Source organism: Paraburkholderia sp. RAU2J (genome assembly GCF_003634845.1).
In the GTDB taxonomy this organism is placed as follows: domain Bacteria; phylum Pseudomonadota; class Gammaproteobacteria; order Burkholderiales; family Burkholderiaceae; genus Paraburkholderia; species Paraburkholderia fynbosensis.
In genome coordinates, this window is the sequence record NZ_RBXG01000001.1 from 696,174 (window position 1) to 720,230 (window position 24,057).

At 62.8% G+C, this 24,057-nt stretch carries 21 protein-coding genes and 1 tRNA gene; 10 read left to right on the forward strand and 12 right to left on the reverse strand.

Features of this window, described 5'->3' with window-relative positions; genetic code table 11:
- Positions 1 to 38: 38 nt before the first annotated feature.
- Positions 39 to 1,748 (reverse strand): M48 family metalloprotease, encoded by a 1,710-nt coding sequence (locus B0G69_RS03195; protein WP_121315625.1) that lies wholly within the window; start codon positions 1,746 to 1,748, stop codon positions 39 to 41.
- 143 nt (positions 1,749 to 1,891) lie between these two features.
- Between B0G69_RS03195 and moaC the strand changes: the two genes are divergently transcribed.
- Entirely contained in the window at positions 1,892 to 2,368 is a 477-nt protein-coding gene (gene moaC, locus B0G69_RS03200) for a cyclic pyranopterin monophosphate synthase MoaC (RefSeq protein WP_121315626.1), read from the forward strand.
- Positions 2,369 to 2,434: 66 nt separating this feature from the next.
- Here moaC and B0G69_RS03205 read toward each other — a convergent pair whose 3' ends face one another.
- The 9 genes from B0G69_RS03205 to recA all read right to left on the reverse strand — a co-directional run bounded on the left by B0G69_RS03205 (position 2,435) and on the right by recA (position 13,822).
- Complete coding sequence (locus tag B0G69_RS03205; RefSeq protein ID WP_121319060.1) at positions 2,435 to 4,222, reverse strand: Wzy polymerase domain-containing protein; 1,788 nt, start codon at positions 4,220 to 4,222, stop codon at positions 2,435 to 2,437.
- 127 nt (positions 4,223 to 4,349) lie between these two features.
- Complete coding sequence (ltrA, locus tag B0G69_RS03210) at positions 4,350 to 6,056, reverse strand: group II intron reverse transcriptase/maturase (RefSeq protein ID WP_121315627.1); 1,707 nt, start codon at positions 6,054 to 6,056, stop codon at positions 4,350 to 4,352.
- 1,264 nt (positions 6,057 to 7,320) lie between these two features.
- On the reverse strand, positions 7,321 to 7,944 hold the full coding sequence (locus tag B0G69_RS03215; RefSeq protein ID WP_121315628.1) for a pilin: 624 nt from the start codon (positions 7,942 to 7,944) through the stop codon (positions 7,321 to 7,323).
- Positions 7,945 to 8,122: 178 nt separating this feature from the next.
- On the reverse strand, positions 8,123 to 8,827 hold the full coding sequence (locus B0G69_RS03220; protein WP_121315629.1) for a TerC family protein: 705 nt from the start codon (positions 8,825 to 8,827) through the stop codon (positions 8,123 to 8,125).
- A gap of 146 nt (positions 8,828 to 8,973) precedes the next feature.
- Entirely contained in the window at positions 8,974 to 9,855 is an 882-nt protein-coding gene (gene sucD / locus B0G69_RS03225; RefSeq protein ID WP_062124510.1) for a succinate--CoA ligase subunit alpha, read from the reverse strand.
- Positions 9,856 to 9,971: 116 nt separating this feature from the next.
- Positions 9,972 to 11,141: an ADP-forming succinate--CoA ligase subunit beta gene (gene sucC / locus B0G69_RS03230; RefSeq protein ID WP_064268774.1), complete on the reverse strand. Its 1,170-nt coding sequence runs from the start codon at positions 11,139 to 11,141 to the stop codon at positions 9,972 to 9,974.
- On the reverse strand, positions 11,138 to 11,863 hold the full coding sequence (locus B0G69_RS03235; protein WP_121315630.1) for a DUF2889 domain-containing protein: 726 nt from the start codon (positions 11,861 to 11,863) through the stop codon (positions 11,138 to 11,140). Before B0G69_RS03235 ends, sucC begins: the two co-directional genes overlap by 4 nt.
- A 167-nt stretch (positions 11,864 to 12,030) precedes the next feature.
- On the reverse strand, positions 12,031 to 12,738 hold the full coding sequence (gene recX, locus B0G69_RS03240) for a recombination regulator RecX (RefSeq protein ID WP_121315631.1): 708 nt from the start codon (positions 12,736 to 12,738) through the stop codon (positions 12,031 to 12,033).
- A 7-nt stretch (positions 12,739 to 12,745) separates the two neighbouring features.
- Complete coding sequence (recA, locus tag B0G69_RS03245; RefSeq protein ID WP_121315632.1) at positions 12,746 to 13,822, reverse strand: recombinase RecA; 1,077 nt, start codon at positions 13,820 to 13,822, stop codon at positions 12,746 to 12,748.
- A gap of 231 nt (positions 13,823 to 14,053) precedes the next feature.
- On the opposite strand from recA, the gene B0G69_RS03250 reads away from it, so the two are divergent.
- From B0G69_RS03250 to B0G69_RS03270, 5 genes are all read left to right on the forward strand, one after another.
- Entirely contained in the window at positions 14,054 to 14,821 is a 768-nt protein-coding gene (locus B0G69_RS03250; RefSeq protein ID WP_121315633.1) for a response regulator transcription factor, read from the forward strand.
- 9 nt (positions 14,822 to 14,830) lie between these two features.
- A complete protein-coding gene (locus B0G69_RS03255) occupies positions 14,831 to 16,381 on the forward strand; it encodes a sensor histidine kinase (protein WP_121315634.1) in 1,551 nt (516 codons plus the stop codon).
- 217 nt (positions 16,382 to 16,598) lie between these two features.
- Positions 16,599 to 18,257, forward strand: coding sequence for an MFS transporter (locus B0G69_RS03260; RefSeq protein ID WP_121315635.1), 1,659 nt, complete (start codon positions 16,599 to 16,601; stop codon positions 18,255 to 18,257).
- Positions 18,258 to 18,343: 86 nt separating this feature from the next.
- Positions 18,344 to 18,420: transfer RNA gene (locus B0G69_RS03265), tRNA-Met, on the forward strand.
- Between the two features lie 287 nt (positions 18,421 to 18,707).
- On the forward strand, positions 18,708 to 19,046 hold the full coding sequence (locus B0G69_RS03270) for a hypothetical protein (RefSeq protein ID WP_121315636.1): 339 nt from the start codon (positions 18,708 to 18,710) through the stop codon (positions 19,044 to 19,046).
- Between the two features lie 62 nt (positions 19,047 to 19,108).
- On the opposite strand, the gene B0G69_RS03275 is transcribed toward B0G69_RS03270, so the two are convergent.
- On the reverse strand, positions 19,109 to 19,552 hold the full coding sequence (locus B0G69_RS03275; protein WP_121315637.1) for a MarR family transcriptional regulator: 444 nt from the start codon (positions 19,550 to 19,552) through the stop codon (positions 19,109 to 19,111).
- Between the two features lie 136 nt (positions 19,553 to 19,688).
- On the opposite strand from B0G69_RS03275, the gene B0G69_RS03280 reads away from it, so the two are divergent.
- A complete protein-coding gene (locus tag B0G69_RS03280) occupies positions 19,689 to 21,227 on the forward strand; it encodes a DHA2 family efflux MFS transporter permease subunit (RefSeq protein WP_121315638.1) in 1,539 nt (512 codons plus the stop codon).
- A gap of 20 nt (positions 21,228 to 21,247) precedes the next feature.
- Here the strand turns inward: B0G69_RS03280 and B0G69_RS03285 are convergent, their stop codons facing one another.
- The gene (locus tag B0G69_RS03285; RefSeq protein WP_121315639.1) at positions 21,248 to 21,925 is read right to left on the reverse strand and encodes an FCD domain-containing protein; all 678 of its coding nucleotides are present in this window, start codon (positions 21,923 to 21,925) and stop codon (positions 21,248 to 21,250) included.
- A gap of 255 nt (positions 21,926 to 22,180) precedes the next feature.
- On the opposite strand from B0G69_RS03285, the gene dgoD reads away from it, so the two are divergent.
- The 3 genes from dgoD to B0G69_RS03295 all read left to right on the forward strand — a co-directional run bounded on the left by dgoD (position 22,181) and on the right by B0G69_RS03295 (position 24,034).
- The gene (gene dgoD / locus B0G69_RS03290) at positions 22,181 to 23,329 is read left to right on the forward strand and encodes a galactonate dehydratase (RefSeq protein WP_064268791.1); all 1,149 of its coding nucleotides are present in this window, start codon (positions 22,181 to 22,183) and stop codon (positions 23,327 to 23,329) included.
- A gap of 30 nt (positions 23,330 to 23,359) precedes the next feature.
- Positions 23,360 to 23,491, forward strand: coding sequence for a hypothetical protein (locus tag B0G69_RS42650; protein WP_277873504.1), 132 nt, complete (start codon positions 23,360 to 23,362; stop codon positions 23,489 to 23,491).
- A gap of 240 nt (positions 23,492 to 23,731) precedes the next feature.
- Complete coding sequence (locus B0G69_RS03295; protein WP_121319062.1) at positions 23,732 to 24,034, forward strand: hypothetical protein; 303 nt, start codon at positions 23,732 to 23,734, stop codon at positions 24,032 to 24,034.
- The last annotated feature ends 23 nt before the right edge of the window (positions 24,035 to 24,057 follow it).

Sequence of the window (24,057 nt, forward strand, 5' to 3'; positions counted from 1 at the left end):
CGCAGATGATCGGATCCGCCTTAACCGCTAGCTAGCTCCTAGCTCTTCTCATCGAGCCGTTCTTCCTTGTAGCGGCTCTCCATTTCGTGCAGGCGCGCATCGACGGTCGCGAGATCGTAGTAGCCGATCGTCTTCAGATCGCGCGCGTCTTTCAGTTGCCGGATTGCCGACGGCCACGCCCCCTCCAGCGCGAACTTCTCCGCCATCGCCCGATGCTGCGTCAACGCATCGCCGCTGCCCGCGCTCGCCTGCGCGAGATACAGCCACCAGGCAGGCTGATCCGGGTGCGCGAGCGTTTCCTTCTGTGCGAGCGCCTGCGCGTCGGCGAAACGGCGCAAGGTCAGCAAGGTGCGGATGTGCATGTCGATGGCGGCATTCGACTGCGGCCAGCGCTTCTGCGCAAACTCCGCGAGACGCGCGGCTTCGTCGTTGCGGCCCGCACGCCGCGCGATGTCGGCGGCCAGCACGTCGAGGCTCGGCGAACTGCGCGCGGGTGCGCCCTCGGTACGCTCGCCGGTCGCGAATGCGGCGCGCGAGGTCGCGAGTGACGCCACCGCATCGTCATAACGGTCGAGCAGCATCTGCCCATACGCGATGCCGTACCAGTTCGCCGCGACGTTGACCGCGGTGCGGTCGTCGATCTCCGAGCGCAGGCGCGAAATCTCGTCAGCATACTCGCTGCGCGAGCGGTCCTGCAGCAAACGCGCCCGTGCGCGCACGAAACCGTATTCGGGCGCCTGATGCGGCTGCCGGTACGGCGCGCGGCGCGCGCGGTCTTCCATGTCGGCGATCCGCTCGCCGGTCAGCGGGTGTGTGCGCGCGTATGCGGGAACACCCGTTTCGCTCATTGCCGCGCGATCGAGCCGGCCGAAGAAGGTCACCATCGCGTAGGGGTCGTAGCCCGCGCCGGCCAGCAGCAGAAAGCCGACGCGGTCAGCCTCGTGCTCGGCGGAACGCGAAAAGCGCAGCTGGTTGTCGACCGAATACGCCTGGCCGCCGATCGCAATCGCGCTGCCCAGGTCCCCGCTGTGCGCGAGCACGCCCGCCAGCACACCGAACAGCAGGCCGGCAAGCGCGGCATAGCTGCTGCGCTCGCTGGCGGAGATCATCCGCGAAATGTGACGCTGCAGCACGTGGCCCATTTCGTGACCCAGTACCGACGCCAGTTCGGACTCGGTCTGCGTCGTCGCGATCAAACCGGTATTCACGCCGATGAACCCACCCGGCAGCGAGAACGCGTTGATCTGTGTATCGCGCACGGCGAATAGCTCGAAGTCCGGACGATAGCCGCCGATATAGAGCGCGCTCGCCGCCGCCGCGAGTTTGGCGGCCACCGAGTTCAGGTAGTCGCGCACGAGCCAGTCGTCGAGATAGTCGGGGTCGCGACGCACTTCGCGCATCACACGCTCGCCGAGCTTGCGCTCGGCTTGCGGCGTGAGCGCGCCCGAGCCTCCGCTACCGAGGTCGGGCAATTGCTGGGTAGCGATCGGCGCGCGCCAACTGCTGTTCAGACCGGCGTTGCCGGAGAGGCGACTCTGCGCGCCGCCGTACACGCCGAACACGCCTTGCGCGATGTCGGGCGGCACGAGCGGGCCGGCGTAGGCGTCGGACGGGCCGCTGATCAACGGCGATTCAGCGGGCTGCACGTTGAGCGCGAGTTTCGGCGCGGCATGCGATTGCGCGAACGCGCCCGGCGGCGCCACGAGCGCGACAGACACCAACGCAGCAAGAAACCGTTTCAGACGCATCGCGAGATCGGTAACGAAGTCGGAAAGCGACGCCCGCCGCTCGGTCTAAGATAGCGGGCACGGGGCAATTGTAATCAGTCGATGCGGCGCTCCGGGTGGTTGCGTCGCACTGCTATGATAGGCGCCCTCTGAAGGAGCCAACCATGCCTGAACTCACTCATTTCGACGCCGCGGGCCAAGCGCATATGGTGGACGTCGGCGGCAAGCAGGAGACCAAGCGCATCGCCATCGCGCGCGGCTCGATCCGCATGCTGCCGCAGACGTTCGGGCTGATCCGCGACGGCAACGCCAAAAAGGGCGACGTGATCGGCATCGCGCGCATTGCAGCGATTCAAGGCTCGAAGCGCACTGCCGATCTGATCCCCCTCTGTCATCCGCTCGCGCTGACGCGCGTAAAAGTGGACTTCGAACTCGATGAAACGCTGCCTGGCGTGCACTGCACGGTTCAGGTGGAAACGCTCGGTCGAACAGGTGTGGAGATGGAAGCGCTGACCGCCGTGCAGGTGGGGCTGCTGACGGTGTATGACATGTGCAAGGCGGTGGATCGCGGGATGACGATCACCGATGTGAAGGTGCTGGAGAAGCACGGCGGGAAGTCGGGGGATTGGGTGGCGGCTTGATGGCGGCCTACGCCATCAACCCACTTCCCCTGACGCTTTGAATCTCTGCGACGGACGCGACCGGCGTCAATCCTCGTCACTCTCGTCGTCGTGCTGATTGACGTCGGACGACGGCATGCCATAGCGCTTGACCAGTTCCGCCTTGAAGGCGGCCAGCGACTTGTGCTCATCGGTCAACTGGTACAGATAGCCCAGTTGCGACGGCCAGTCCTTCAACTCCTCGGCAAAAATCTTCAGGCGTTCGACGGTATCGAGCGCCGCCGCCGTATCTCCGCTCAGCGCCTGCAACACCGCATAGCGTCGCAACACGGTTTCGCCCGGCAGCAGCGCAATGGCCTGCCTGTGCATCGCGAGCTTGCGTTGCAGGTCGACCGAATTCATCGGCTGCAACGTCGCGAGGCCGTACTCGCCCCACGCCCGGAACAGGAACGACGGGGCCGCAGTGTATTGCTCCGCCGGCCGCGAGCCGTAGTACAGCACCTCCGCGCGCGCATAGTCGCGATATACCGGATACAGCGCGGCCAGTCCGCCGAACACCACCACCGCAAACGCGCCGAACGACAGACGTGCGGGCACGAGCCGCAACGGCCGGGTCTCGAGCAAGCCGAACACGAACATCGCCGGCAACAGGAAGAACATGTACTGCTGCGGATATTCGACCAGCGCATGCATCGTCAGCACGCCAATCAGCGCGATGCCGAACACGCGCGTCGCGCTTTGCGGGGCACGCGCGACGCGCACGAGCCAGGCGACGAGCCCGAACAGCACGATGGCCACACCGATCAGGCCGGTCTTCGCGAGCAGATCGATGAAGATATCGTGCGAATTATTGGCGATCTCGACGCCGCCGAGCGTCCTCACCAGCTCGTACTGGTAGCTCGGAAATTCGCCCCAGCCGACGCCCAGCAGCGGATGGGTCCTGAACATCGTCCAGCCGTACTTCCACAGCGCGAGGCGCGGCGCGATCTGACCGGCGTCCTTGAAGCGGTCCGCCGCCGACTGTGCGAGTTCAAGGTGATAGTGCACATCGGCCCAGCGGATCAGCGCGTTGACCACGAAGAACAGCACGGCAAGAGCGATCGGGATGATCCACTCGCGGTTGCTGCGGCGTAGCAGAGGTTCGCTGCGAATCTGCGCGAATGCCATCCAGAAACCCGCAACGACGATCACCCCCATCTGTAGCCACGGGCCGCGCGATACGGTCAGCGCCAGTCCCGCCGCGAAGATCGTCGATACGAGCAGCCAGATGCCGACGGCCAGCCGCCGCGTCTGCACGAGGTACAGCGCGCCCGCCATCGCGAAGGCGATATAGGTGGCGAGGTGGTTCGCCTGCGCCATATTGCCGAACGGCCGGCGCTCAACGGTCACGTTATACGCGACGACGAACGGCGCCACGCGCGTCTCCAGGTGAAAGAGCTGGATTACCTGACTGAACACCGCGAACAACCCACCCACGATCAGCGCGCCAGCCGCCCAGCGCAATGCGGTCTCGTCGAGCTTGGCGCGCGAGAAGCCGTAGCCCGCATGAACCGCCATGAACCCCGCGAGCAGGAAACCGCCGCCGAGCCAGTTCATCGACGGCTGTGCGACCGGCAGCAGCAACGCTTGCGCGACCAGCACCAGTCCGAACAGCAACGGCACCAGCGCGACCATCGGCGATGCGAACGTGATGCGTGGTCTCGCCGTCGCCATCAGCAACACGACACCCGCACCGGTCAGCAGATACAGCGCGAGCGCGGTGAACTCAGCGTAGAAGGTCGGAATCGGGTACGTATGGTTGGCGACCGCATACGGCAGCACCAACGCGAGAGCCAGCAGAATGAGAGACAGGTAGCGCGCAAATGGGGTGGGCATCGAGTAACCGGAGGGCGTCAAGGTAGGGTAGCCCCCCTTCCTTGCGGAAGAGGGGCCCCCTAAGAACCGTACGTGCGAGTTTCCCCGCATACGGCTCAAGCCTACATATTTCTTTTACAAAGCCCCGTCAGTGCAACGACGGAGCCGGCTTAGTTACCACAAGTTTACCAACGTGTACCTGCCGGTGGCAGTCGGGGTGTAGCAAAACCCTGTTGGACAGAGCGTCGGTCCCGCCATGCATCCGATATTCCAGATGATGGTCGTGCCAACTTGTCTCGTTCGTCAGAGCCCAGCCACAGTGCGCACACAATCCGCCCTGTGACTTGTACAGCGCCACCCATTGCTTGCGATAGCGCATCGAGTACTCCATGCGATCCTGCCGCAATTGCTCGCTGTACTGCTCCCACATTGGATCAAAAGGATTGAATTCCCCTTTGACCTTCCTGTGGCGCCTGATGTCCGTACCGCTGATCCGGTACAACTCAAGCAAACCCTTGCTGCCGTCCTCTTGGACTACGGGAGCGGCGAACACCCAATGCCGATTGCCAATCGAGTGAAAATACTTCCGTCTCACCCACTCGGCGCTCTTCTGTGGATGCCTCCGCTTCGACCACCGCCAGAGTCGATAAAACACCAACGACTCCATACGGCTATACGCCTGCTTGGCAACTACGGGGCTGTGATATTGCGCCCAGCCTCGTAGCATCGGATTCAGCAATCGGATCAGCTCCTCCTGCTTTACCCCCTTGTGACCGCTGATCGTATCCGCCACCTTGCGGTAGAACGTCTGCACGTTCTTCCTGCTCGGCTTAATGAGTAGCGTCCCCGAGTACTTACGGAAATTCCACCCAAGGAAATCGAAGCCTTCGTCAATGCGGACGATCCGGGTTTTCTCCTCCGATAGTTGCAGTCCCCGTGTTTCAAGGAAGGCTTCTATCCAAGGCCGGACTTCCTGTTCCAGCACCTCTTTCGAGTCGCCGGTGATAACGAAGTCGTCCGCGTATCGCACCACATTTACTTTCAGCTTCTTCGCTTTCCCGATCCCAAATTTCGCACCAAGGTGCGCAATCAGTTCACGTTCCAGCCCGTTCAGCGTCACGTTTGCCAGCGTCGGGGAAATGATGCCTCCCTGCGGCGTACCGGCCTCCGTCGCCTGTAGCTGCCCTTTGTAAATCAGGCCAGCCTTCAGCCATTTGCGGAGGATCACGCTGTCCATCGGGACATGGTTTTCCAGCCACTTATGGTTGATGTGGTCAAAGCATCCCTTGATATCCGCCTCAAGTACCCATTGCGCTGAACTGCGGCGGGCCATGACAACGAAAATTTGAGACATGGCATCAGCCGTCGAACGGTTGAGCCTGAACCCATAGGAGTTCGGGTCACTCGTCGACTCTGCTACCGGCTCCAAGCCCAACAGATACAAGGCTTGCATCGCCCTGTCCCGCATGGTGGGAATGCCCAGAGGGCGCTCCTTCCCATTGGCCTTGGGGATAAAGACCCTCCGTAAAGGCAGAGGCTTATATCCATGCCGCTTCAACCTGCCGACAGCAAGCCATCGGCTTTCAGGCGAGTCCCATAGCTCGCGATCGACTCCAGCCGTTCGCGCACCCTGGTTCTGCGTAACACGTCGCACCGCATACAGCTTTGCGGACAACGTGCGGGTCAGCATCCGTTGCAAGGCTTTCACCCTGCGCCAGTTACCTTCCCGCGTCGCCTTCGCAATTCGAATCTGCATCCCTCTCACGTTCCGCTCAACTCGACGCCAATCGATGGCGTGCCAATTGTCCGGCGCGTGGGAAAGCGCAGATCCGGTCTTTCGACCAGATACTTTCATGCTGCTCTCCTACCTTGGATTAGATCCCCGGCAGAAGGCGCATCTCCCCCAGCGGGGAAGACGCACCCCGCTGGGGAACAACAGACACCTCAATATGAGCGCATGCACTCACATCTCGGACAAACTCCTCAATACGGGCGCATGCGCCCGCATCTAACCAAGTGACAGAGGGTAGTCAGCCGTCTTGCGACGGTAGACCAGACGGAAGTCTGCCCGCTTTCGCGTGGGGTGATGTTCCAACCCCTATCCGGACCGTTACAGCCCGACCTTCGCTTTTTCCGTCCTCCCATACCTGCACAATCAACAGCGTCCCTTACGGTTCGCTTGCCAGCCTGACTGCGCTGGCAACCGTACAGGCTTACCACGTTCCCGGCATGTCACACGACTGACGTAGGTTCTGCCTCTTCCCCGGTGGCTAGGTGACGACGTAATCCGACGGTTGAGCGGATTAACCAGCCACATACCTTTTGGTTAGAGCCCAATGTTCAAGCAGCTTTGGCTCCTCAGTGCTTACGAGGTTTATCAGCAGTTCACTTACGTTAACCCTATCAGCCAGCCTAGCTCCTCAACCCCCTTGCTGCTGGGAGTATCCAGATCGCTCCTCGCGGAATCGATCTGCCCGAAACATCCGAGGGCTACATTGTCAGAAGAGCTTCACACCCCACCGTTACCAGTGACGCATGTCTTCTTAGGCTACCGCTGGTCGCACAGCAGGTTCACTATCCTCGCCGTACAACTGACGAGGCCAAACAATGACACACCGAGCTTTCGCTCGTATCGGTTCGCGAATCCATTGCCGCTGACGGCGCAGGAATTGCATACATCACTCCACCCTGTCGGCGGAGGTGAAGCCGCTGACGGGGCGGAACCTGACGGTAATCAGGTCAATGCAATGCGAACTCTCGGAGAATGTGCTCTACCGAGACTCGTATGAACGAGACCCGGCAAACCTCTACCGGCTCTCGCTTCGCTAAAAGAGATACCCCGCTTCTGAGCAGTTGCGTCGAGGGACTCACGCCCCTTCCCGATGCTCCACGTGATATCTTCGCGACCGGTTAGGCTCATACCGACGCCTCCTTTGCCGCTAGTCGATGCCCCTTACGTTGGGGCTACCCGGACACGAGCATGCGTGTCGCACCAACCGGCGCACTATACAAAAAATTCCTTGCGCTGTGCGCCGGCCCGGCCGAAATATGCCGAAAATCAGCCTTTTACGTGCGCTCCGCCTTCATGCGGCCACGCGTTGGCCGAATCACGCGCTCGATCACGAGCGGCATTCCGGCGGTGCGAGATTCGACGCCAGCGTGGGTGCGTCGGCGGGTGCGGGCCCCGCGCCCGGCGCCGGCAACGAAGAAGCAGTTTTGCCGCCCGCGAAACACTCCCAAGTTAGCGCGCCGCCCTGCACCGAGTCCTTGGCCAATGCGACCCGCGCGGTAGGTGCGTCCGCATTGTCAGGGACCGACGGCACCAGCGTCAGCGTGTTCGAACCGGCGGGCGCGACGCGCGTCGTGAAGGCGATCGTGATCTGGCCGGTGTCGTCGTCGACCCGGATGGACTCCACGTTGCGCGTCGCGGGCGGCGACGCGTAACCGCCGCTGAACGCATTGCCGCTCGCGGCGTTTTCGGCGACCGCGAGCCGCGCGGACGAGGCGAGCGACAGCCCCTCGCCCACCCGGCTGCGAGCCAGATAGTCCTGGTACGCGGGAATCGCATAGGCCGCGATCACACCGACGATCGCCAGCACGATCATCAGTTCGATCAGCGTGAAGCCGACGCCGAAGCGGCGGCAAACGCGCGCGAGCCGCGCGGACCACGCCGCTCGCCCGAACAGGGAACGCGCGGCAAGCGAGGACTGGGAATAAGGGGAATACGGCAAGGTAACGATCATCGGCAGGCTCCTGAAACGAAAAACGCCTGCCCCCCGGATCGGGGACAGGCGTTTCAATCGTAGCCAGCGAGGCTCGCGGCTCACAGTCAGCCGAATGGCTAACGTTGCGCTGAAGCGCTACAGCGGCAGCAGGTTCTGCTTCAGGTTCGGACTCATGCGCGCATGCGAATCGTGCGCCTCACGCCGCCGCACGATTGGCGTTGCGGCGCTTCAACAGATAGCCGAGGATCACGACGAACAACGCGCCCGCGATGCTCATCCCGTATTCGGCGGCGGGCGTGTCGAGAATCGGCCAACGGTCGCCGGCCGGGTCGTTGACGATCAGGCCGCCCGCGATCCAGCCCAGCAACGCGGCGCCGAGCAGGATGACAATCGGGAAACGGTCGAGCAGCTTGAGGACGATCTGGCTGCCCCAAACGATCAGCGGAATGCTCACCACCAGGCCGAAAATCACCAGCGCGATTCGATGCTGCTCATCGGCCGCTTCAGCCGCGCCCGCTATGGCGATCACGTTGTCGAGGCTCATCACCGCATCCGCGACGATGATGGTCTTGATCGCCGACATCAACCGGTCGGCCGGCTTGATGTTCTCATGCGGGTCGTGCGCAGGCGCCATCAGACGCACGCCGATCCACAGCAGCAACAGCCCGCCCGCGAACTTCAGCAGCGGCACGTCGAGCAGCACGACCGCGAACGCGATCAGCGCCACACGCAGCACGATCGCCCCAGCCGTCCCCCACAGTACGCCGCGTATGCGTTGTGCGGGCGGCAGATTGCGGCAGGCCAGCGCGATCACGACAGCGTTATCGCCACCCAGCAGGATGTCGATGACGATGATCTGGAAGACCGCGCCCCAATGGAGGGTGGTGAGGAATTCGAGCATGAGAAGAAGAATAAGAAAAAATCTGCCGCGCGGACAATAAAAAAGCGGGGGGCTAAAACCCCCCCGCTTTTTCGGGACCGCCCGCTCACGAAAGGACTTCGTAAGCGTAACAAAAAACGCGCCGCAACAGCGCGCGAATTTCGTGCTTACAGCATCGCCTTCAGAAGACGCGCCATTTCCGACGGATTCTTCGTGACCTTGATACCGCAGGCGTCCATGATTTCCAGCTTCGCTTCAGCCGTATCCGCACCGCCCGAGATCAGCGCGCCGGCATGGCCCATGCGCTTGCCCGGAGGCGCCGTGACACCCGCGATGAAGCCAACCACCGGCTTCTTCATGTTGTCCTTGATCCACTCAGCGGCGTTCGCTTCGTCCGGACCGCCGATTTCGCCGATCATGATGACGGCGTCCGTATCCGGATCGTCGTTGAACATCTTCATCACGTCGATGTGCTTCAGACCGTTGATCGGGTCGCCGCCGATACCGACTGCCGACGACTGGCCCAAGCCAATCGCCGTCAACTGGCCGACTGCTTCATACGTCAGCGTGCCCGAACGCGACACGACGCCGATGCGGCCCTTGCGGTGGATGTGACCCGGCATGATGCCGATCTTCAGTTCGTCCGGCGTGATCGTGCCCGGGCAGTTCGGTCCGAGCAGCAGCGTCTTGCGGTTTTCTGCGCGCATACGGGCCTTGAGCTCGATCATGTCACGCACGGGAATGCCTTCCGTGATACAGATCGCGAGGTCCAGGTCGGCTTCGACCGCTTCCCAGATTGCCGCAGCAGCGCCCGCCGGCGGAACGTAAATCACCGACACGGTCGCGCCCGTTTCAGCCTTGGCTTCCGCGACGCTCGCGTAGATAGGAATGCCTTCGAAATCTTCGCCGGCCCGCTTCGGATTCACGCCTGCAACGTACGCTTCGCGGCCGTTTGCATATTCACGGCAAGCACGCGTGTGGAACTGACCGGTCTTGCCGGTGATGCCCTGCGTGATGACCTTGGTGTCTTTGTTAATCAGAATCGACATGTATAAACCTCTGTTCGTTTGGCGTCATGCGGTTGCGCCGCGAGGCGCAATGTCCTCGCCCGCGTCGCTCGCACGTCGCCATTCGTAATCCTGGTAAACGCGCTGGGGGTTTTGGCTTACGCCTTGCCCGCAGCGGCCGCGACGACCTTCTGAGCCGCTTCTTCCATGCTGTCCGCCGCGATGATCGGCAGACCGGATTCGGCGAGCATCTTCTTGCCCAGGTCTTCGTTCGTGCCCTTCATGCGGACCACGAGCGGCACCTTCAGCGACACGGCCTTCGACGCCGCGATCACGCCTTCCGCGATCACGTCGCAGCGCATGATGCCGCCGAAAATGTTGACCAGAATCGCGGTCAGATTCGGGTTCTTCAGCATGATCTTGAACGCTTCCGTGACCTTCTCGGTCGTGGCGCCACCGCCCACGTCGAGGAAGTTCGCCGGTTCGCCGCCGAACAGCTTGATGGTGTCCATCGTTGCCATTGCGAGGCCTGCGCCGTTCACGAGGCAGCCGATGTTGCCGTCGAGCGAGATGTACGCGAGGTCGAACTTCGATGCTTCGACTTCAGCCGGATCTTCTTCGTCCAGATCGCGGTACGCGACGATTTCCGGATGACGGAACAGTGCGTTCGAATCGAAGTTGAACTTGGCGTCCAGCGCGATGACCTTGCCGTCGCCGGTCAGGATCAGCGGGTTGATTTCGGCCAGCGATGCGTCGGTTTCCCAGAATGCCTTGTACAGACCTTGCAGGATCGCGCGCGCTTGCGGCAGCGAAGCGGCGGGCACGCCGATCTTCGTTGCGAGTTCGTCAGCTTCAGCGTCCTTCAGACCGGTCGCCGGGTCGACGGCGATCTTGTGGATCAGCTCAGGCGTCTTTTCCGCGACTTCTTCGACGTCCATGCCGCCTTCGCTCGACGCCATCACGACGATCTTCTGCGAAACGCGATCGATCACGAGACCGACATACAGTTCCTTCTTGATGTCCGCGCCTTCTTCGATCAGCAGACGGTTCACCTTCTGGCCTTCCGGACCGGTCTGGTGCGTGACGAGCTGCATGCCGAGGATCTGGTTCGAGTATTCGCGAACCTGTTCCAGCGACTTCGCGACCTTCACGCCGCCGCCCTTGCCACGGCCACCCGCGTGGATCTGAGCCTTCACGACCCATACCGGGCCGCCGAGCTCTTCCGCGGCCTTGACCGCATCATCCACCGAGAAGACCGGCTTGCCGCGCGGTACCGCGACGCCGAATTTCCGCAGGATTTCCTTACCCTGGTACTCGTGAATCTTCATGCGTGATTCCCTTCAGTCTGAGAGTTGGATTGAACTTCGTTTCCGCTGCCGTCGTTCATGCCGGACGCGTTGCCGCCCTCGCCTGACGATGCCGCGCGATCCGCTGACCGCGGTGCGTGGCCATACCAGCGCGGATAAAACTGTTGCACCGCCTCGCCGTCGAAACGCAGCGCGTGGCAGCGTCCCAGCTGGAATGGCGGTTTGTCGTTGGAATGCTCGCCTGTGCTGTTAGACGATTCGTCTCCTGAACCTGCGCTCGCGCCTCGCGTTCCGCCATTGGAGTCACCGGTGTCCCACACGTCGCCGGCGAATGCCTGGATCGCGGCGGTCGGCAGAATCGCACACAACTCGGTGAGATGCGTGCAACCGGTCGTGCCGCCGAGCAAACGGGCAACATCGCGACGAAAGTTGTGATGGAGATTGAGCCCGATGAGGGCACGGTAGGCGGGATTGCTGACTTGGCACAAACCAGGATAGGGCACCCAGTCGGACGACGCCTCGGCGTCGACGACATTGAGCTTGCGATCGATGGTGATGCGAAGCCAGAGTTCATGGATCGGCTGACCATTGGGCCGGACGCCCGACGCAAGCTCCACATCGCGTGGTTTTTCGTCGGTCAAGCACGCTTCCACATCCCACAGGCCATCGGCTCGCTCATAGGCTTCCGCTCTGATTGCGCGACGGTGGCGCAACTGACGGGACACTGGCGAGGAAAGCGGCATGCGGGAAGGAAAGGCCGGATTGGAAAACCCACGAATTTTAGCATACTGGGTATTTGAGACAGGTTGGAATCCGCAAGGGCGGCCAGCGAGGCTGGGAGCCTGTCTCGAAGGAAATGGGTGTGAGGCCGGAAGGGAAGGCCCAAAAACGGCAGCCGAAGTCAACGCGGCTATTCGCCGCCCCATTCCTCGTCGATGCCTTTGAGGATTTTGCCGATCGTGGCGCCCGAGAAACCGCGCGCCGCCAGAAAGCGCGTCTGCTTGACCCGCTCGGCGGGCGTTTCGGGAAGCTGGCCGAACTTTTTGCGCCAGACGGCCTGAGCACGCGCGAGTTCGGTCTCTCGCAATTGCGCGCTCGCCTCTTCGACGAGTGTCTGGTCGAGCGCGTGTTGCTTCAGTTCGCCGAGAATCCGATTCGCGCCGAGCCGCGACGAACGACGGTGAACCAGGCTTTCCGCGAAACGCGAGTCGGACAGCCAGTTTTCGGCCTCCAGCGCATCGAGCACCGTGTCGAGCGAATCGGTTTCTTCCACGAATGGCTTCAGTTTGCGTGCGAGTTCGGTGCGACTGTATTCGCGGCGCGACAGATAGCCGAGCGCGCGCCCTTTCAGCGAACGTGCGGGACGTTGGGATTTTTTTGCTTCGTCTTGCCCCGTTTTCGCTTCGCCAGGAGTGCGACGCGAACGGGTGTACGTGGTCTCGGAAGGGACCGAGGTTGAGGACTGCGAGGGTTCAGACTGCGCACGCTGCTGGCCGTGGCCCGCAGCGCGGTCGTGTGCGTCGAACGATTCGAAAGGATCGAACGGATCGTCACCGTCATCGCGCGGGCCGGCCGAATGGCGTCCGCCATCTGACCACGGTCGGCCCTTGCGTATCACTTGATGCTTACTCTTCTTCGTCCGCGACTTCAGCGCTCGCGCCGGTCACGGCTTCCGCCATTGCATTGACGCCCAGCGATTCGCGGATACGGTTTTCGATCTCGCGAGCGATGTCCGGATTTTCACGCAGGAATTCGCGCGCGTTGTCTTTGCCCTGACCAATTCGCTCGCCGCTGTAGCTGTACCAGGCACCAGCCTTGTCGACGATCTTGGCCTGCACGCCCAGGTCGATGATTTCGCCCTGACGCGAAATACCTTCGCCGTACAGAATGTCGAAAATCGCTTCCCGGAACGGTGGCGACACCTTGTTCTTGACGACCTTCACACGCGTTTCGTTGCCGATCACTTCGTCGTTCTTCTTGATCGAACCGATCCGGCGAATGTCCAGACGCACCGACGCGTAGAACTTCAGCGCGTTGCCGCCCGTGGTGGTTTCCGGGTTGCCGAACATCACGCCAATCTTCATGCGGATCTGGTTGATGAAGATCACGAGGCAGTTCGTGCGCTTGATCGTGCCGGTGAGCTTGCGCAGCGCTTGCGACATCAGACGCGCTTGCAGACCCGGCAGCGAGTCGCCCATTTCGCCTTCGATTTCAGCCTTCGGCACGAGTGCCGCGACCGAGTCGATCACGATCATGTCGATCGAGCCCGAGCGCACCAGCGCGTCGGCGATTTCGAGCGCCTGTTCGCCGGTGTCCGGCTGCGAAACCAGCAGGTCGTTCACGTTCACGCCGAGCTTGCCCGCGTACTGGATGTCCAGGGCGTGTTCCGCGTCGATGAATGCCGCCGTGCCGCCGATCTTCTGCATTTCGGCGATGACCTGCAGCGTCAGCGTGGTTTTACCGGACGATTCCGGACCATAGATTTCGACCACACGGCCACGCGGCAAACCGCCGACGCCCAGCGCGATGTCGAGGCCGAGCGATCCGGTTGAAACCACCTGGATGTCTTCGACTACCTCACCTGCGCCGAGCCGCATGACCGACCCTTTGCCGAACTGCTTTTCGATCTGCGCGAGCGCGGCAGCCAGCGCCTTGCTCTTTTCAGCAGTCAGTCCAGCCGAGCCTTTCTTGCTTTCTTCCATGAATCGTCCTTTGCTATGATGAACGGCGTCTGAGGCAGGTGTACCGTCCACTTTTGAAGGACAGCACACGAAACCCAGACACTGTATAAAAAAACAGTAGTTTTGGCAAGCACGATTCTCATGCGAACACGCATTTTTACCGTCGCGCTGCGCAAACTACCCACAATAATTTTCGGAGACCGCTGTGCGCCGGGAACACCCACGGTGCCGGCAAGGCTAGGCTGGCGCATCATGCGAATTCTGATTGCCGAAGACGACAGCATACTCGCGGACGGTCTGGTTCGATCACTCCGCCAATCGGCCTATGCGGTCGATCACGTGAAGAGCGGCGTGGAAGCCGATACCGCGTTGTCAATGCAGACTTTCGACCTATTGATCCTCGATCTGGGCCTGCCGCGCATGCCCGGGCTCGAGGTGCTGCGCCGCCTGCGCGCGCGCAATTCGACTCTGCCGGTATTGATCCTGACCGCCGCGGACAGCGTCGACGAACGCGTCAAAGGACTCGACCTCGGCGCCGACGACTACATGGCAAAGCCCTTCGCGCTGAACGAACTCGAAGCGCGCGTGCGCGCGCTGACGCGGCGCGGCGCGGGCGGCGGCCCGACGGTCGTGCGGCACGGCTCGCTGTCGTTCGACCAGGTGGGCCGGATTGCCTATGTGAACGAGCAGGTGATCGATTTGTCGGCGCGTGAACTCGGCTTGCTCGAAGTGCTGCTGCAACGGATCGGCCGGCTGGTCTCGAAGGAACAGCTCGTCGACCACCTGTGCGAATGGGGCGAGGAAGTCAGCAATAACGCGATCGAAGTCTACGTGCACCGCCTGCGCAAGAAAATCGAGCCGAGCGGCGTGCGCATCATCACCGTGCGCGGCCTCGGCTACTGCCTCGAAAAAGCCGCGGCGCACGCCGGCGCGGGTGCCGGCAACCACGCCCCCACCGAGCCCGACCCGTCCGCCTCGCCGCCGTTCGGCGCGATGCCGGCGAGTCATCACTACAAATAGAGGGCATCCATGTCCGCGCGCGCAGATCGCGCCCCGGCGGCGCACGCGGCGGACCTCGACGAGGCGCGCGACGAGCGCTACGCCAATCCGTTCGCCCCGCCCGACGAAACGGAGGCCGCCGCAGCAGCACGCCCGCGCTCGCTGTTCGGCGAGATTCTCGACTGGATGCTGGCGCCGCTGCTGCTGCTCTGGCCCATGAGCCTCGCAGTCACCTATCTGGTCGCCAAGTCGATCGCGAACGGCCCGTTCGACCGCGCGCTCGAAACCGATGCCTACGTGCTCGCCCGCCAGATCCATCCGGTCAATGGCGTGGCGGAACTGGCGCTGCCCGACTCGACGCGCGACTTCCTGCGCGCCGACAACGTCGACAGCGTGTTCTATCAGGTGCTCGGCACGCGTGGCGAACTGGTGAGTGGCGAGCGCGACATGCCGTTGCCGCATGAAGAGGACCGGCCGCCGCCGGGCATCGTCGAATTCCGCGACGACGTGCTGCACGGCAACGACATCCGCGTCGCCTACACGACCGTCGAATTTCCGCGCACGCCCGGCGCGCAGCCCGTGCTGGTACAGGTCGCCGAAACGCTCGACAAGCGCAGCCAGCTGGCCAACGACATCATCAAAGGCGTGATCCTGCCGCAGTTCGTGATTCTGCCGCTCGCGATCCTGCTGGTGTGGTTCGGCCTCTCGCGCGGCCTTGCGCCGCTGCATGCGCTGCAGGCGCACATCCGCGCGCGGCGCCCGGACGATCTGTCGCCGCTCGAGGCGCGCCGCGCGCCGCCGGAAATCGAGCCGCTGGTGACGTCCTTCAACGATCTGCTGACGCGCCTCGAACAGAACATGGAACTGCAAAAGCGTTTTATCGCCGACGCCGCGCATCAGATGAAAACCCCGCTCGCCGGCTTGCGCATGCAGGCCGAGCTGGCGCTGCGCCAGGACGTGTCGGCGGAAGTGCACCGCTCGCTCGAACAGATCGCCACCAGTTCGGAACACGCCGCGCGGCTCGTCACTCAGTTGCTGGCGCTCGCGCGCGCGGAAAACCGTATGTCGGGGCAGATATTCGCGCCGGTCGAGGTTAGCGAGGTCGCGCGCAACGCCGTGCGCGACTGGGTGCAGGCCGCGCTCGCCAAGCAGATGGACCTCGGCTACGAAGCGCCCGACGGACCCGTCGAAGTCGACGGCAATCCGGTGATGCTGCGCGAAATGCTGTCGAACCTGATCGACAATGCGATCCGCTATACGCCGCCGGGCGGGCGCATCACCGTCACGGTGAGACACGACGCGGCGGCACGGCTGGTGCATCTGGAAGTCGAAGATACCGGCCTCGGCATTCCGGTCGCCGAACGCTCGCGGGTGATCGAGCGCTTCTACCGGATTCTCGGCCGCGAAGGCGAGGGCAGCGGGCTCGGGCTGGCGATCGTCCGCGAGATCGCGACCATGCATGGCGGCGAGCTGACTATCGACGACAACGTCTATCAGGAGTCGCCGAGGCTTGCGGGGACGCTCGTGCGTGTCAGTTTGCACGTGCATGAGCGGGGCGGGACTTACCCTAACGCACCCTGAACGAAAAAACTTGCGCACACATTTTTGAGAGACGTTGAGCGAACGTTCGGAAACGTTTGAAAGAATTTAACAGACGTTGCCGAATCGAAGCCAGCACTTCGAATTATGCCCATTCACCTCGCGACGTCAGTACGCCGTAAGTTTCCACTCCAATAATCGGTTCCACGGGAACGCCTTTACCGGCGCTCCGCGTGCATATCAATATTGGAGACAGCATATGGCTAGCGTTGGCGGGCAAATCTCGCACGTGCCGATGACGCGCGAGGAGAAGCGGGTGATCTTCGCATCGTCGCTCGGGACGATTTTCGAGTGGTACGACTTCTATCTGGCCGGCTCGCTCGCGGCCTTCATCAGCAAAAGCTTCTTCTCCGGGGTCAATCCGACGGCCGCCTTCATCTTCACGCTGCTCAGCTTCGCCGCGGGCTTCGCGGTCCGGCCGTTCGGTGCGATCGTGTTCGGGCGGCTCGGCGACATGGTCGGGCGCAAGTACACGTTCCTCGTCACGATCGTGATCATGGGCGTGTCGACGTTCCTGGTCGGCTTTCTGCCGGGCTACGCAGCGATCGGCATCGCTTCCCCGGTGATCTTCATCGCCATGCGGATGCTGCAAGGCCTCGCGCTCGGCGGCGAGTACGGCGGCGCCGCGACCTACGTGGCGGAACATGCGCCGCCGGGACGCCGCGGCTTCTATACGGCGTGGATCCAGACCACCGCGACGCTCGGTCTGTTCCTGTCGTTGCTGGTGATTCTCGGCGTGCGCACGGCAATGGGCGAAGACGCATTCGGCGCCTGGGGCTGGCGCATTCCGTTCGTCGCGTCGATTCTGCTGCTGGCCGTGTCGGTGTGGATTCGCCTGCAACTGCATGAATCGCCGGTGTTCGAGCGCATCAAGGCCGAGGGCAAGACGTCCAAGGCGCCGCTTTCCGAAGCGTTCGGCCAGTGGAAGAACCTGAAGGTCGTGATTCTCGCGCTGATCGGCCTGACCGCCGGCCAGGCCGTGGTGTGGTACACGGGCCAGTTTTACACGCTGTTCTTCCTGACGCAGACGCTGAAGGTCGCCGGCAGCAGCGCCAACATCATGATCGCGATCGCACTCCTGATCGGCACGCCGTTCTTCCTGTTCTTCGGCTCGCTGTCGGACCGCATCGGCCGCAAGCCGATCATCATGGCCGGCCTGCTGATCGCCGCGCTCACCTACTTCCCGCTGTTCAAGGCGCTCGCGCACTACACGAACCCGGCGCTGGAAGCCGCAACGCTGCGGGCTCCGATCGTCGTGATCGCGGATCCGGCGCAGTGCTCGTTCCAGTTCAATCCGGTCGGCACGGCGAAGTTCACGAGTTCCTGCGACATCGCGAAGAGCGCGCTGTCGCGGGCGGGCCTGAACTACGAGAACGTCGCGGCGCCGGCGGGCACGCAGGCGCAGATCCGGGTCGGCGACACGGTGGTCAACACGTTCGACGGCCGCGCCGCCGATGCGAAGGAGCAAGGCAAACTGTTCGATACGACGCTCGCAGCGACACTGAAGGCCGCGGGCTATCCGCTGAAGGCCGATCCCTCGCAGATCAACTGGCCGATGACCGTGGTGATCCTGACGATCCTCGTGATCTACGTGACGATGGTCTACGGTCCGATTGCGGCGATGCTGGTGGAAATGTTCCCGACGCGGATTCGCTATACGTCGATGTCGCTGCCGTATCACATCGGCAATGGCTGGTTCGGCGGGTTCCTGCCAGCCACGGCATTCGCGATCGTCGCGGCAAGGGGCAACATCTATTCGGGGCTGTGGTATCCGGTCGTGATCGCGCTGGTTACGTTCGTGATCGGCATGCTGTTCGTGCGGGAGACCAAGGACTCGGACATCTACGCAAAGGACTGAAACGCGTGTTGGCCGGGTAATTTAAAAAACTTGTGCGCCGGGGGGTTGACAGCCTCCGGCGCCGTCAGCATAATCTCGCTTCTTTCGGCGAATTAGCTCAGTTGGTTAGAGCGACGGAATCATAATCCGCAGGTCCGGGGTTCGAGTCCCTGATTCGCCACCAGTATCACTCGCAAGGCCCGCTTCTCTTAACCAAGAGCGGGCCTTTCGTTTTTCAGCGACGATTTTGCTGCGGTGAACCGGCGGGCGAGTTACGTCAGCCGTGCGAACAACCGCTTACAAGGCCATCACCCCGCCCGTGTTAACATCACTAAAACGATGTCTTCAATGGAGTGAGTTATCCTCCTCGCATCGATTCTTCGCCAGTTGCAAAAGAGCCGCTAACCCTCAAGGTTCAGCGGCTTTTTTTTATTTTGGCTTTCCCGATCGCAACTTCAAGGAGGGTTCTTGATGACGTTCCGCACCATCGCGCTCGCCGCGGCCACCGTTTCCATCGCGCTGCTAGGCGTCACGTCCACGTTGACGGCGCGGGCCCAGATACCGACCGACAGTCAGTGGCGCGCAAGCCCGATCACCCTGTCCACGCTGCTGCAGGACGGCTACAAGATCGTCGCCGTCGTGAATGGCGCGCACGGCGCCGCCGGGCCGGCCGACACGATCTTCGTTCAGCGCGATCAGAGCGCGTTCAAATGCATCGACCCGCAGCTGCCAGACGCGCGCACGAAAGCACCCGCCTGCTTCGAACTGGTCCCGCCATCGGGAACCGCACCGGCTAGCGAATCGAAGTAACGGCACGTGCGATAAGCCCGCGCATCGTCAAGCGCGGGCCACCACGCCATCGTATGCGCACCTCAACGATCCACCAGGCGACTCAGATTGCCGCGCACCCGCTGCAATAGCGCGATCAGTTGCTGCGCCTCTTCATCGCTGAAACCGTTAAGCGCTTCGAGCGCCACCTCATCGCCCACCTTGCGCGCCTTGCCGAGCGTACGTCCGGCTTTGGGCGTCATGCGCACCAGATACTCACGGCGATCCTGCGGATTGGCGATGCGCTCGATCCAGCCGCCCTCCGCCATCCGGTCCAGCAACCGGCCCGCCGAAATCGGCGCGACTTCGAGCAGATCCGCGAGCCGGGCCTGATTGATGTCGCCGTAATGGGCGAGATAAGCAAGCACGCGACACTGCGCGCGCGTCAGATCGACCGAGGATTTCGCGAGGTCGTCGAAACGCTTGCCTGCCAGCCGGCCGACGTCGGAGACCAGGAAGCCGAAGCGCTCTTCGAGTTGGGTTTTCATGCGCGGATTATACGAAAACCTTTCGCCTTCGAGCGCGGCTGCGAGCGTAATTCAGCCTCCGCATCACTCCTGATGGCGCTCGCGCGTGCAACCGATATACTAAGCATGCTTACTATATCGCCGACCCCGCTCACTCATGTCCTCCGCCTCCTCGCCGACGAGCGCGACCGCGCCGCTCAACCGGCCGATGATCACGCTCTCGATCATGCTCGCGACACTGATCCAGACGCTCGACAGCACAATCGCGAACGTGGCGCTGCCGCATATGCAGGGCACGCTGTCCGCGTCGCAGGACGAGATCACGTGGGTGCTGACTTCGTACATCGTCGCTGCCGCGATCGCGACGCCGCTCACCGGCTGGCTGTCCGACCGGCTGAGCGTGAAGCGCCTGCTGATCGTTGCGATCGGCGGCTTCACGGTGTCGTCGGCGCTGTGCGGGCTGTCGGAAACGCTGACGCAGATCGTCGCGTCGCGTTTGCTGCAAGGGATTTTCGGCGCGTCGCTGGTGCCGCTGTCGCAGTCCATCCTGCTCGACATCAATCCGCGCGAAAAGCAGGGCCAGGCGATGGCGGTGTGGGGCATGGGCGTGATGGTCGGGCCGATTCTCGGGCCGACGCTCGGCGGCTGGCTCACCGACAGCTATAACTGGCGCTGGGTGTTCTTCATCAACGTGCCGATCGGTGCGTTCGCCCTGTTCGGCGTGGCGACCTTCCTGCCCTCGCGCGAGCCGAAACACGACGTCAAGTTCGACGCGTTCGGCTTCATCACGCTTGGTCTCGCGATCGGCGCATTGCAGGCGATGCTCGATCGCGGCGAGCAGCTCGACTGGTTCGCGTCGACCGAGATCGTCATCGAGGCGCTCGTCGCGGCGATCAGCTTTGCGTTTTTCCTCGTGCACACGGCGACAGTCGGCGAGCGCTCGTTCTTCAAATACAAGTTGCTGAAGGACCCGAACTTCGCGACCGGCACCTTCTTCATCTTCGTGATCGGTGCGGTGATGTACGCGACGCGCGCGCTCCTGCCGCCGATGCTGCAAAACCTGATGAACTATCCGGTCGCGACCACCGGCCTCGTCACCGCGCCTAGCGGCGCGGGCACGATGGTCGCGATGCTGATCGCCGGACGCCTGCTGAAGCGGATCGACGCGCGGCTGTTGCTGCTCGCCGGGTTTCTGATTTCGGCGTTCGCGTTGTGGCAGATGATGCATTACACGATCGTGCTGTCGGCGTCGGACATCGTGTGGCCGGGCGTGATTCAGGGTGTCGGGCTCGGTCTCGTGTTCGTGCCGCTGAGCGCGCTGACCTTTTCGACGCTCGCGCCCGAACTGCGCGCGGACGGCACCGCGACCTACAGCCTGATGCGCAATATCGGCAGCAGCATCGGCATTTCGATCGTGCAGACGCTGATGACGCGCAACACGCAGATCTCGCACGCGGACCTCGCGGCGAACGTCACGCCGTTCAATCCCGCGATGCAGCCGATGCTCAGCAGTGGCTCGGCCTACGATATCGCGGCGCTGAACGCTTCGATCACACAGCAGGCGTCGATGATCGCCTATTTGAACGACTTCAAGCTGATGTTCGTGGCGACGTTGCTGGTGATCCCGCTACTGCTGTTGATCCGCCCTTCGCACAAGGCGCCGGATGCGTCGGTCGCGCATGCCGCGATGGATTGAACGCGGCCACGCGCCTTCGATCACCCCTCGATCCGCCCTCGCGTCACCCCGAGCAACGACGCCATCGCCGCACGCGCGGCAGCGGCGTTGCGCTCGCGAATCGCGTCGAACACCGCCGTATGCTCGGCCAGCGACGCGTTGAACACGTCCGCGCGTTTCGCATTCAGGCGCAATTGCGCCTCCAACGTACGCTCGATCAGCGTGCCGAGCGGGATCAGCAATTCGTTGCTGCACGCGGTCAGCACGCTCAAATGAAATTCCAGATCGGCGCGCACCCACTCGTCGACGTTGCGCGCCGCCACCATCGCCGCATGTGCGGCCGCGAGCGCGCGGAATGTATCGTCCGTGTGCGAGGCGGCTGCCAGAGCCGCGGCATACGGCTCGATCATTTCGCGCATTTCCTGCAGCTTGAGCGCGAACGCCATCGGCTCGGCGACGCGCGAATACCAGTCGAGCAGATCGGCATCGAGCAGATTCCACGCTGGCTTCGGCCGCACGCGTGTGCCCACGCGCGGCCGCGATTCGATCAGCCCTTTCGAAGTCAGCGTGCGCAGCGCTTCGCGCAGCACCGTGCGGCTCACGCCGAACGTTTCCATCAACTCCGCCTCGCGCGGCAGGATCGAATCGGGCGCGTAGTCGCCGCGCAGAATCGCGGTCGCCAGCAGATGGGCGACGCGCCCATGCAGATCGTGCTGAATAAATTTCTCCCAGCGGCCTTGCGGCGCCGTTTATTGATCATGGAATCCAGCGTCCGACGGGAGCGTCCGGCCATCATCCCGCCTGTCGGCGTCCTGCCGCCTTGACTCGACTCCTTCCGGTGCGGCCATCTGTGGCCACTCGTGGCCACTATCTGGCGAATAATACTATTAATAGTACTTAAACGCGCTTTTGTTGTAGCATGTGAATCCTCGAAATATTTCGCGTGGCACCCAGGCCGCAAGGAGACGCACACCATGAAAATCACCAAGCTCGAAACCTTCATCGTTCCGCCGCGCTGGTGCTTCCTGAAGATCGAGACCGACGAAGGCATCGTCGGTTGGGGCGAGCCGGTGGTCGAAGGCCGCGCGCACACGGTCGCGGCCGCGGTGGAAGAGCTGTCCGACTATCTGATCGGCAAAGACCCGCTGCTGATCGAAGACCACTGGCAGGTGATGTACCGCGCGGGCTTCTACCGCGGCGGCCCGATCACGATGAGCGCGATTGCCGGCGTCGACCAGGCGTTGTGGGACATCAAGGGCAAGCATCACGGCGTGCCGGTGCATGCGCTGCTCGGCGGCCAGGTGCGCGACAAGATCAAGGTGTACTCGTGGATCGGCGGCGACCGTCCGAGCGACGTCGCGAACAACGCCCGCGCGGTGGTCGAGCGCGGCTTCAAGGCCGTGAAGATGAACGGCTCGGAAGAGTTGCAGATCATCGACACGTTCGACAAGGTGCAAGGCGTGATCAACAACGTCGCGGCGGTGCGCGAGGCGGTCGGGCCGAACATCGGTATCGGCGTGGACTTCCACGGCCGCGTGCACAAGCCGATGGCGAAGGTGCTGGCGAAAGAACTCGACCCGTACAAGCTGCTCTTCATCGAGGAGCCGGTGCTGTCGGAGAACGCCGAAGCGCTGCGCGACATCGTCAACCAGACCAATACGCCGATCGCGCTGGGCGAGCGTCTGTACTCGCGCTGGGACTTCAAGCACATCCTGTCGGGCGGCTACGTGGACATCATCCAGCCGGACGCGTCGCACGCGGGCGGCATCACCGAGTGCCGCAAGATCGCGTCGATGGCCGAAGCGTACGACGTCGCGCTCGCGCTGCACTGCCCGCTCGGCCCGATCGCTCTGGCAACCTGCCTGCAGATCGACGCGGTCAGCTATAACGCGTTCATCCAGGAACAGAGCCTCGGGATTCACTACAACCAGGGCAACGACCTGCTCGACTACATCAAGAACCCGGAAGTCTTCAAGTACGAAGATGGCTTCGTGTCGATTCCGCAAGGCCCGGGCCTCGGTATCGAGGTCAACGAAGAGAAGGTGCGCGAGATGGCCAAGGTCGGACATCGCTGGCGCAACCCGGTGTGGCGTCACGAGGACGGCAGCGTCGCCGAGTGGTAAGAGTGTGAAGACGTGCCGCCTGCGGGCGGCATGTTCGCTTTGATCGGCGAGCTGGGGCCGGTCTGCGATGCCTGGCTTGCGTCAACGCTCGCGAATGCGCTCGGCAAGGTCTGCGCATCGTTCTCTTTGCTCGTCCGGGGCAACATCGACCTGACCGCCTAAGCCTCGTTACGACCGCCCGCCCGCATGTTACGGCGACGTGACGCACGGGCCTTCGCAGCAACGTAACATCCCGGACCGCGTACGCTGAGACACGCGTTTCACAGACCGCCACCCGCCCGGCTTCATTTCTCGAAAAGCCTTATCCATCAAGGCTTTCAAGCCATTTGTACGGCACCAGACATACGCATGGCCCGCTCATTGCTGAAATGCTTGCAAACAACGCACGCATCGGGGCACATCATGGGCGAATTCCTTCCTGACTATCTGATCCGCGAACAGGCGGCCGTCGGCGCACTGGTCGCGTTCGGCGTGCTACGCATCCTCGGCGCGATGCTGGCGTTCGAACGCGGCTGGCGCATCTCGGTGGTCGAGAAATGCTTCGTTGCCGCCGCCGTCATCTACTGCCTGCCGCAACTCTTCGATCTGCTGATGCATATGTACGGCGCGCGCGCCGCCGGCGCCGAACTCGAAGGCAAGGCCGCGGGCTGCGCGATCGCGCTCTTTTGCGCGCCGATCGTCGGCCATCGGCTCGGCCTCGAATAAGCGGCTTCATCAAGCGGATGCTC

Coding starts and splice junctions, on each gene's coding strand:
- B0G69_RS03195 (WP_121315625.1), bottom strand. CDS start 1,748: ATGCGTCTGAAACGGTTTCTTGCTGCGTTGGTGTCTGTCGCGCTCGTG.
- moaC (WP_121315626.1), top strand. CDS start 1,892: ATGCCTGAACTCACTCATTTCGACGCCGCGGGCCAAGCGCATATGGTG.
- B0G69_RS03205 (WP_121319060.1), bottom strand. CDS start 4,222: ATGCCCACCCCATTTGCGCGCTACCTGTCTCTCATTCTGCTGGCTCTC.
- ltrA (WP_121315627.1), bottom strand. CDS start 6,056: ATGAAAGTATCTGGTCGAAAGACCGGATCTGCGCTTTCCCACGCGCCG.
- B0G69_RS03215 (WP_121315628.1), bottom strand. CDS start 7,944: ATGATCGTTACCTTGCCGTATTCCCCTTATTCCCAGTCCTCGCTTGCC.
- B0G69_RS03220 (WP_121315629.1), bottom strand. CDS start 8,827: ATGCTCGAATTCCTCACCACCCTCCATTGGGGCGCGGTCTTCCAGATC.
- sucD (WP_062124510.1), bottom strand. CDS start 9,855: ATGTCGATTCTGATTAACAAAGACACCAAGGTCATCACGCAGGGCATC.
- sucC (WP_064268774.1), bottom strand. CDS start 11,141: ATGAAGATTCACGAGTACCAGGGTAAGGAAATCCTGCGGAAATTCGGC.
- B0G69_RS03235 (WP_121315630.1), bottom strand. CDS start 11,863: ATGCCGCTTTCCTCGCCAGTGTCCCGTCAGTTGCGCCACCGTCGCGCA.
- recA (WP_121315632.1), bottom strand. CDS start 13,822: ATGGAAGAAAGCAAGAAAGGCTCGGCTGGACTGACTGCTGAAAAGAGC.
- B0G69_RS03250 (WP_121315633.1), top strand. CDS start 14,054: ATGCGAATTCTGATTGCCGAAGACGACAGCATACTCGCGGACGGTCTG.
- B0G69_RS03255 (WP_121315634.1), top strand. CDS start 14,831: ATGTCCGCGCGCGCAGATCGCGCCCCGGCGGCGCACGCGGCGGACCTC.
- B0G69_RS03260 (WP_121315635.1), top strand. CDS start 16,599: ATGGCTAGCGTTGGCGGGCAAATCTCGCACGTGCCGATGACGCGCGAG.
- B0G69_RS03270 (WP_121315636.1), top strand. CDS start 18,708: ATGACGTTCCGCACCATCGCGCTCGCCGCGGCCACCGTTTCCATCGCG.
- B0G69_RS03275 (WP_121315637.1), bottom strand. CDS start 19,552: ATGAAAACCCAACTCGAAGAGCGCTTCGGCTTCCTGGTCTCCGACGTC.
- B0G69_RS03280 (WP_121315638.1), top strand. CDS start 19,689: ATGTCCTCCGCCTCCTCGCCGACGAGCGCGACCGCGCCGCTCAACCGG.
- dgoD (WP_064268791.1), top strand. CDS start 22,181: ATGAAAATCACCAAGCTCGAAACCTTCATCGTTCCGCCGCGCTGGTGC.
- B0G69_RS42650 (WP_277873504.1), top strand. CDS start 23,360: ATGTTCGCTTTGATCGGCGAGCTGGGGCCGGTCTGCGATGCCTGGCTT.
- B0G69_RS03295 (WP_121319062.1), top strand. CDS start 23,732: ATGGGCGAATTCCTTCCTGACTATCTGATCCGCGAACAGGCGGCCGTC.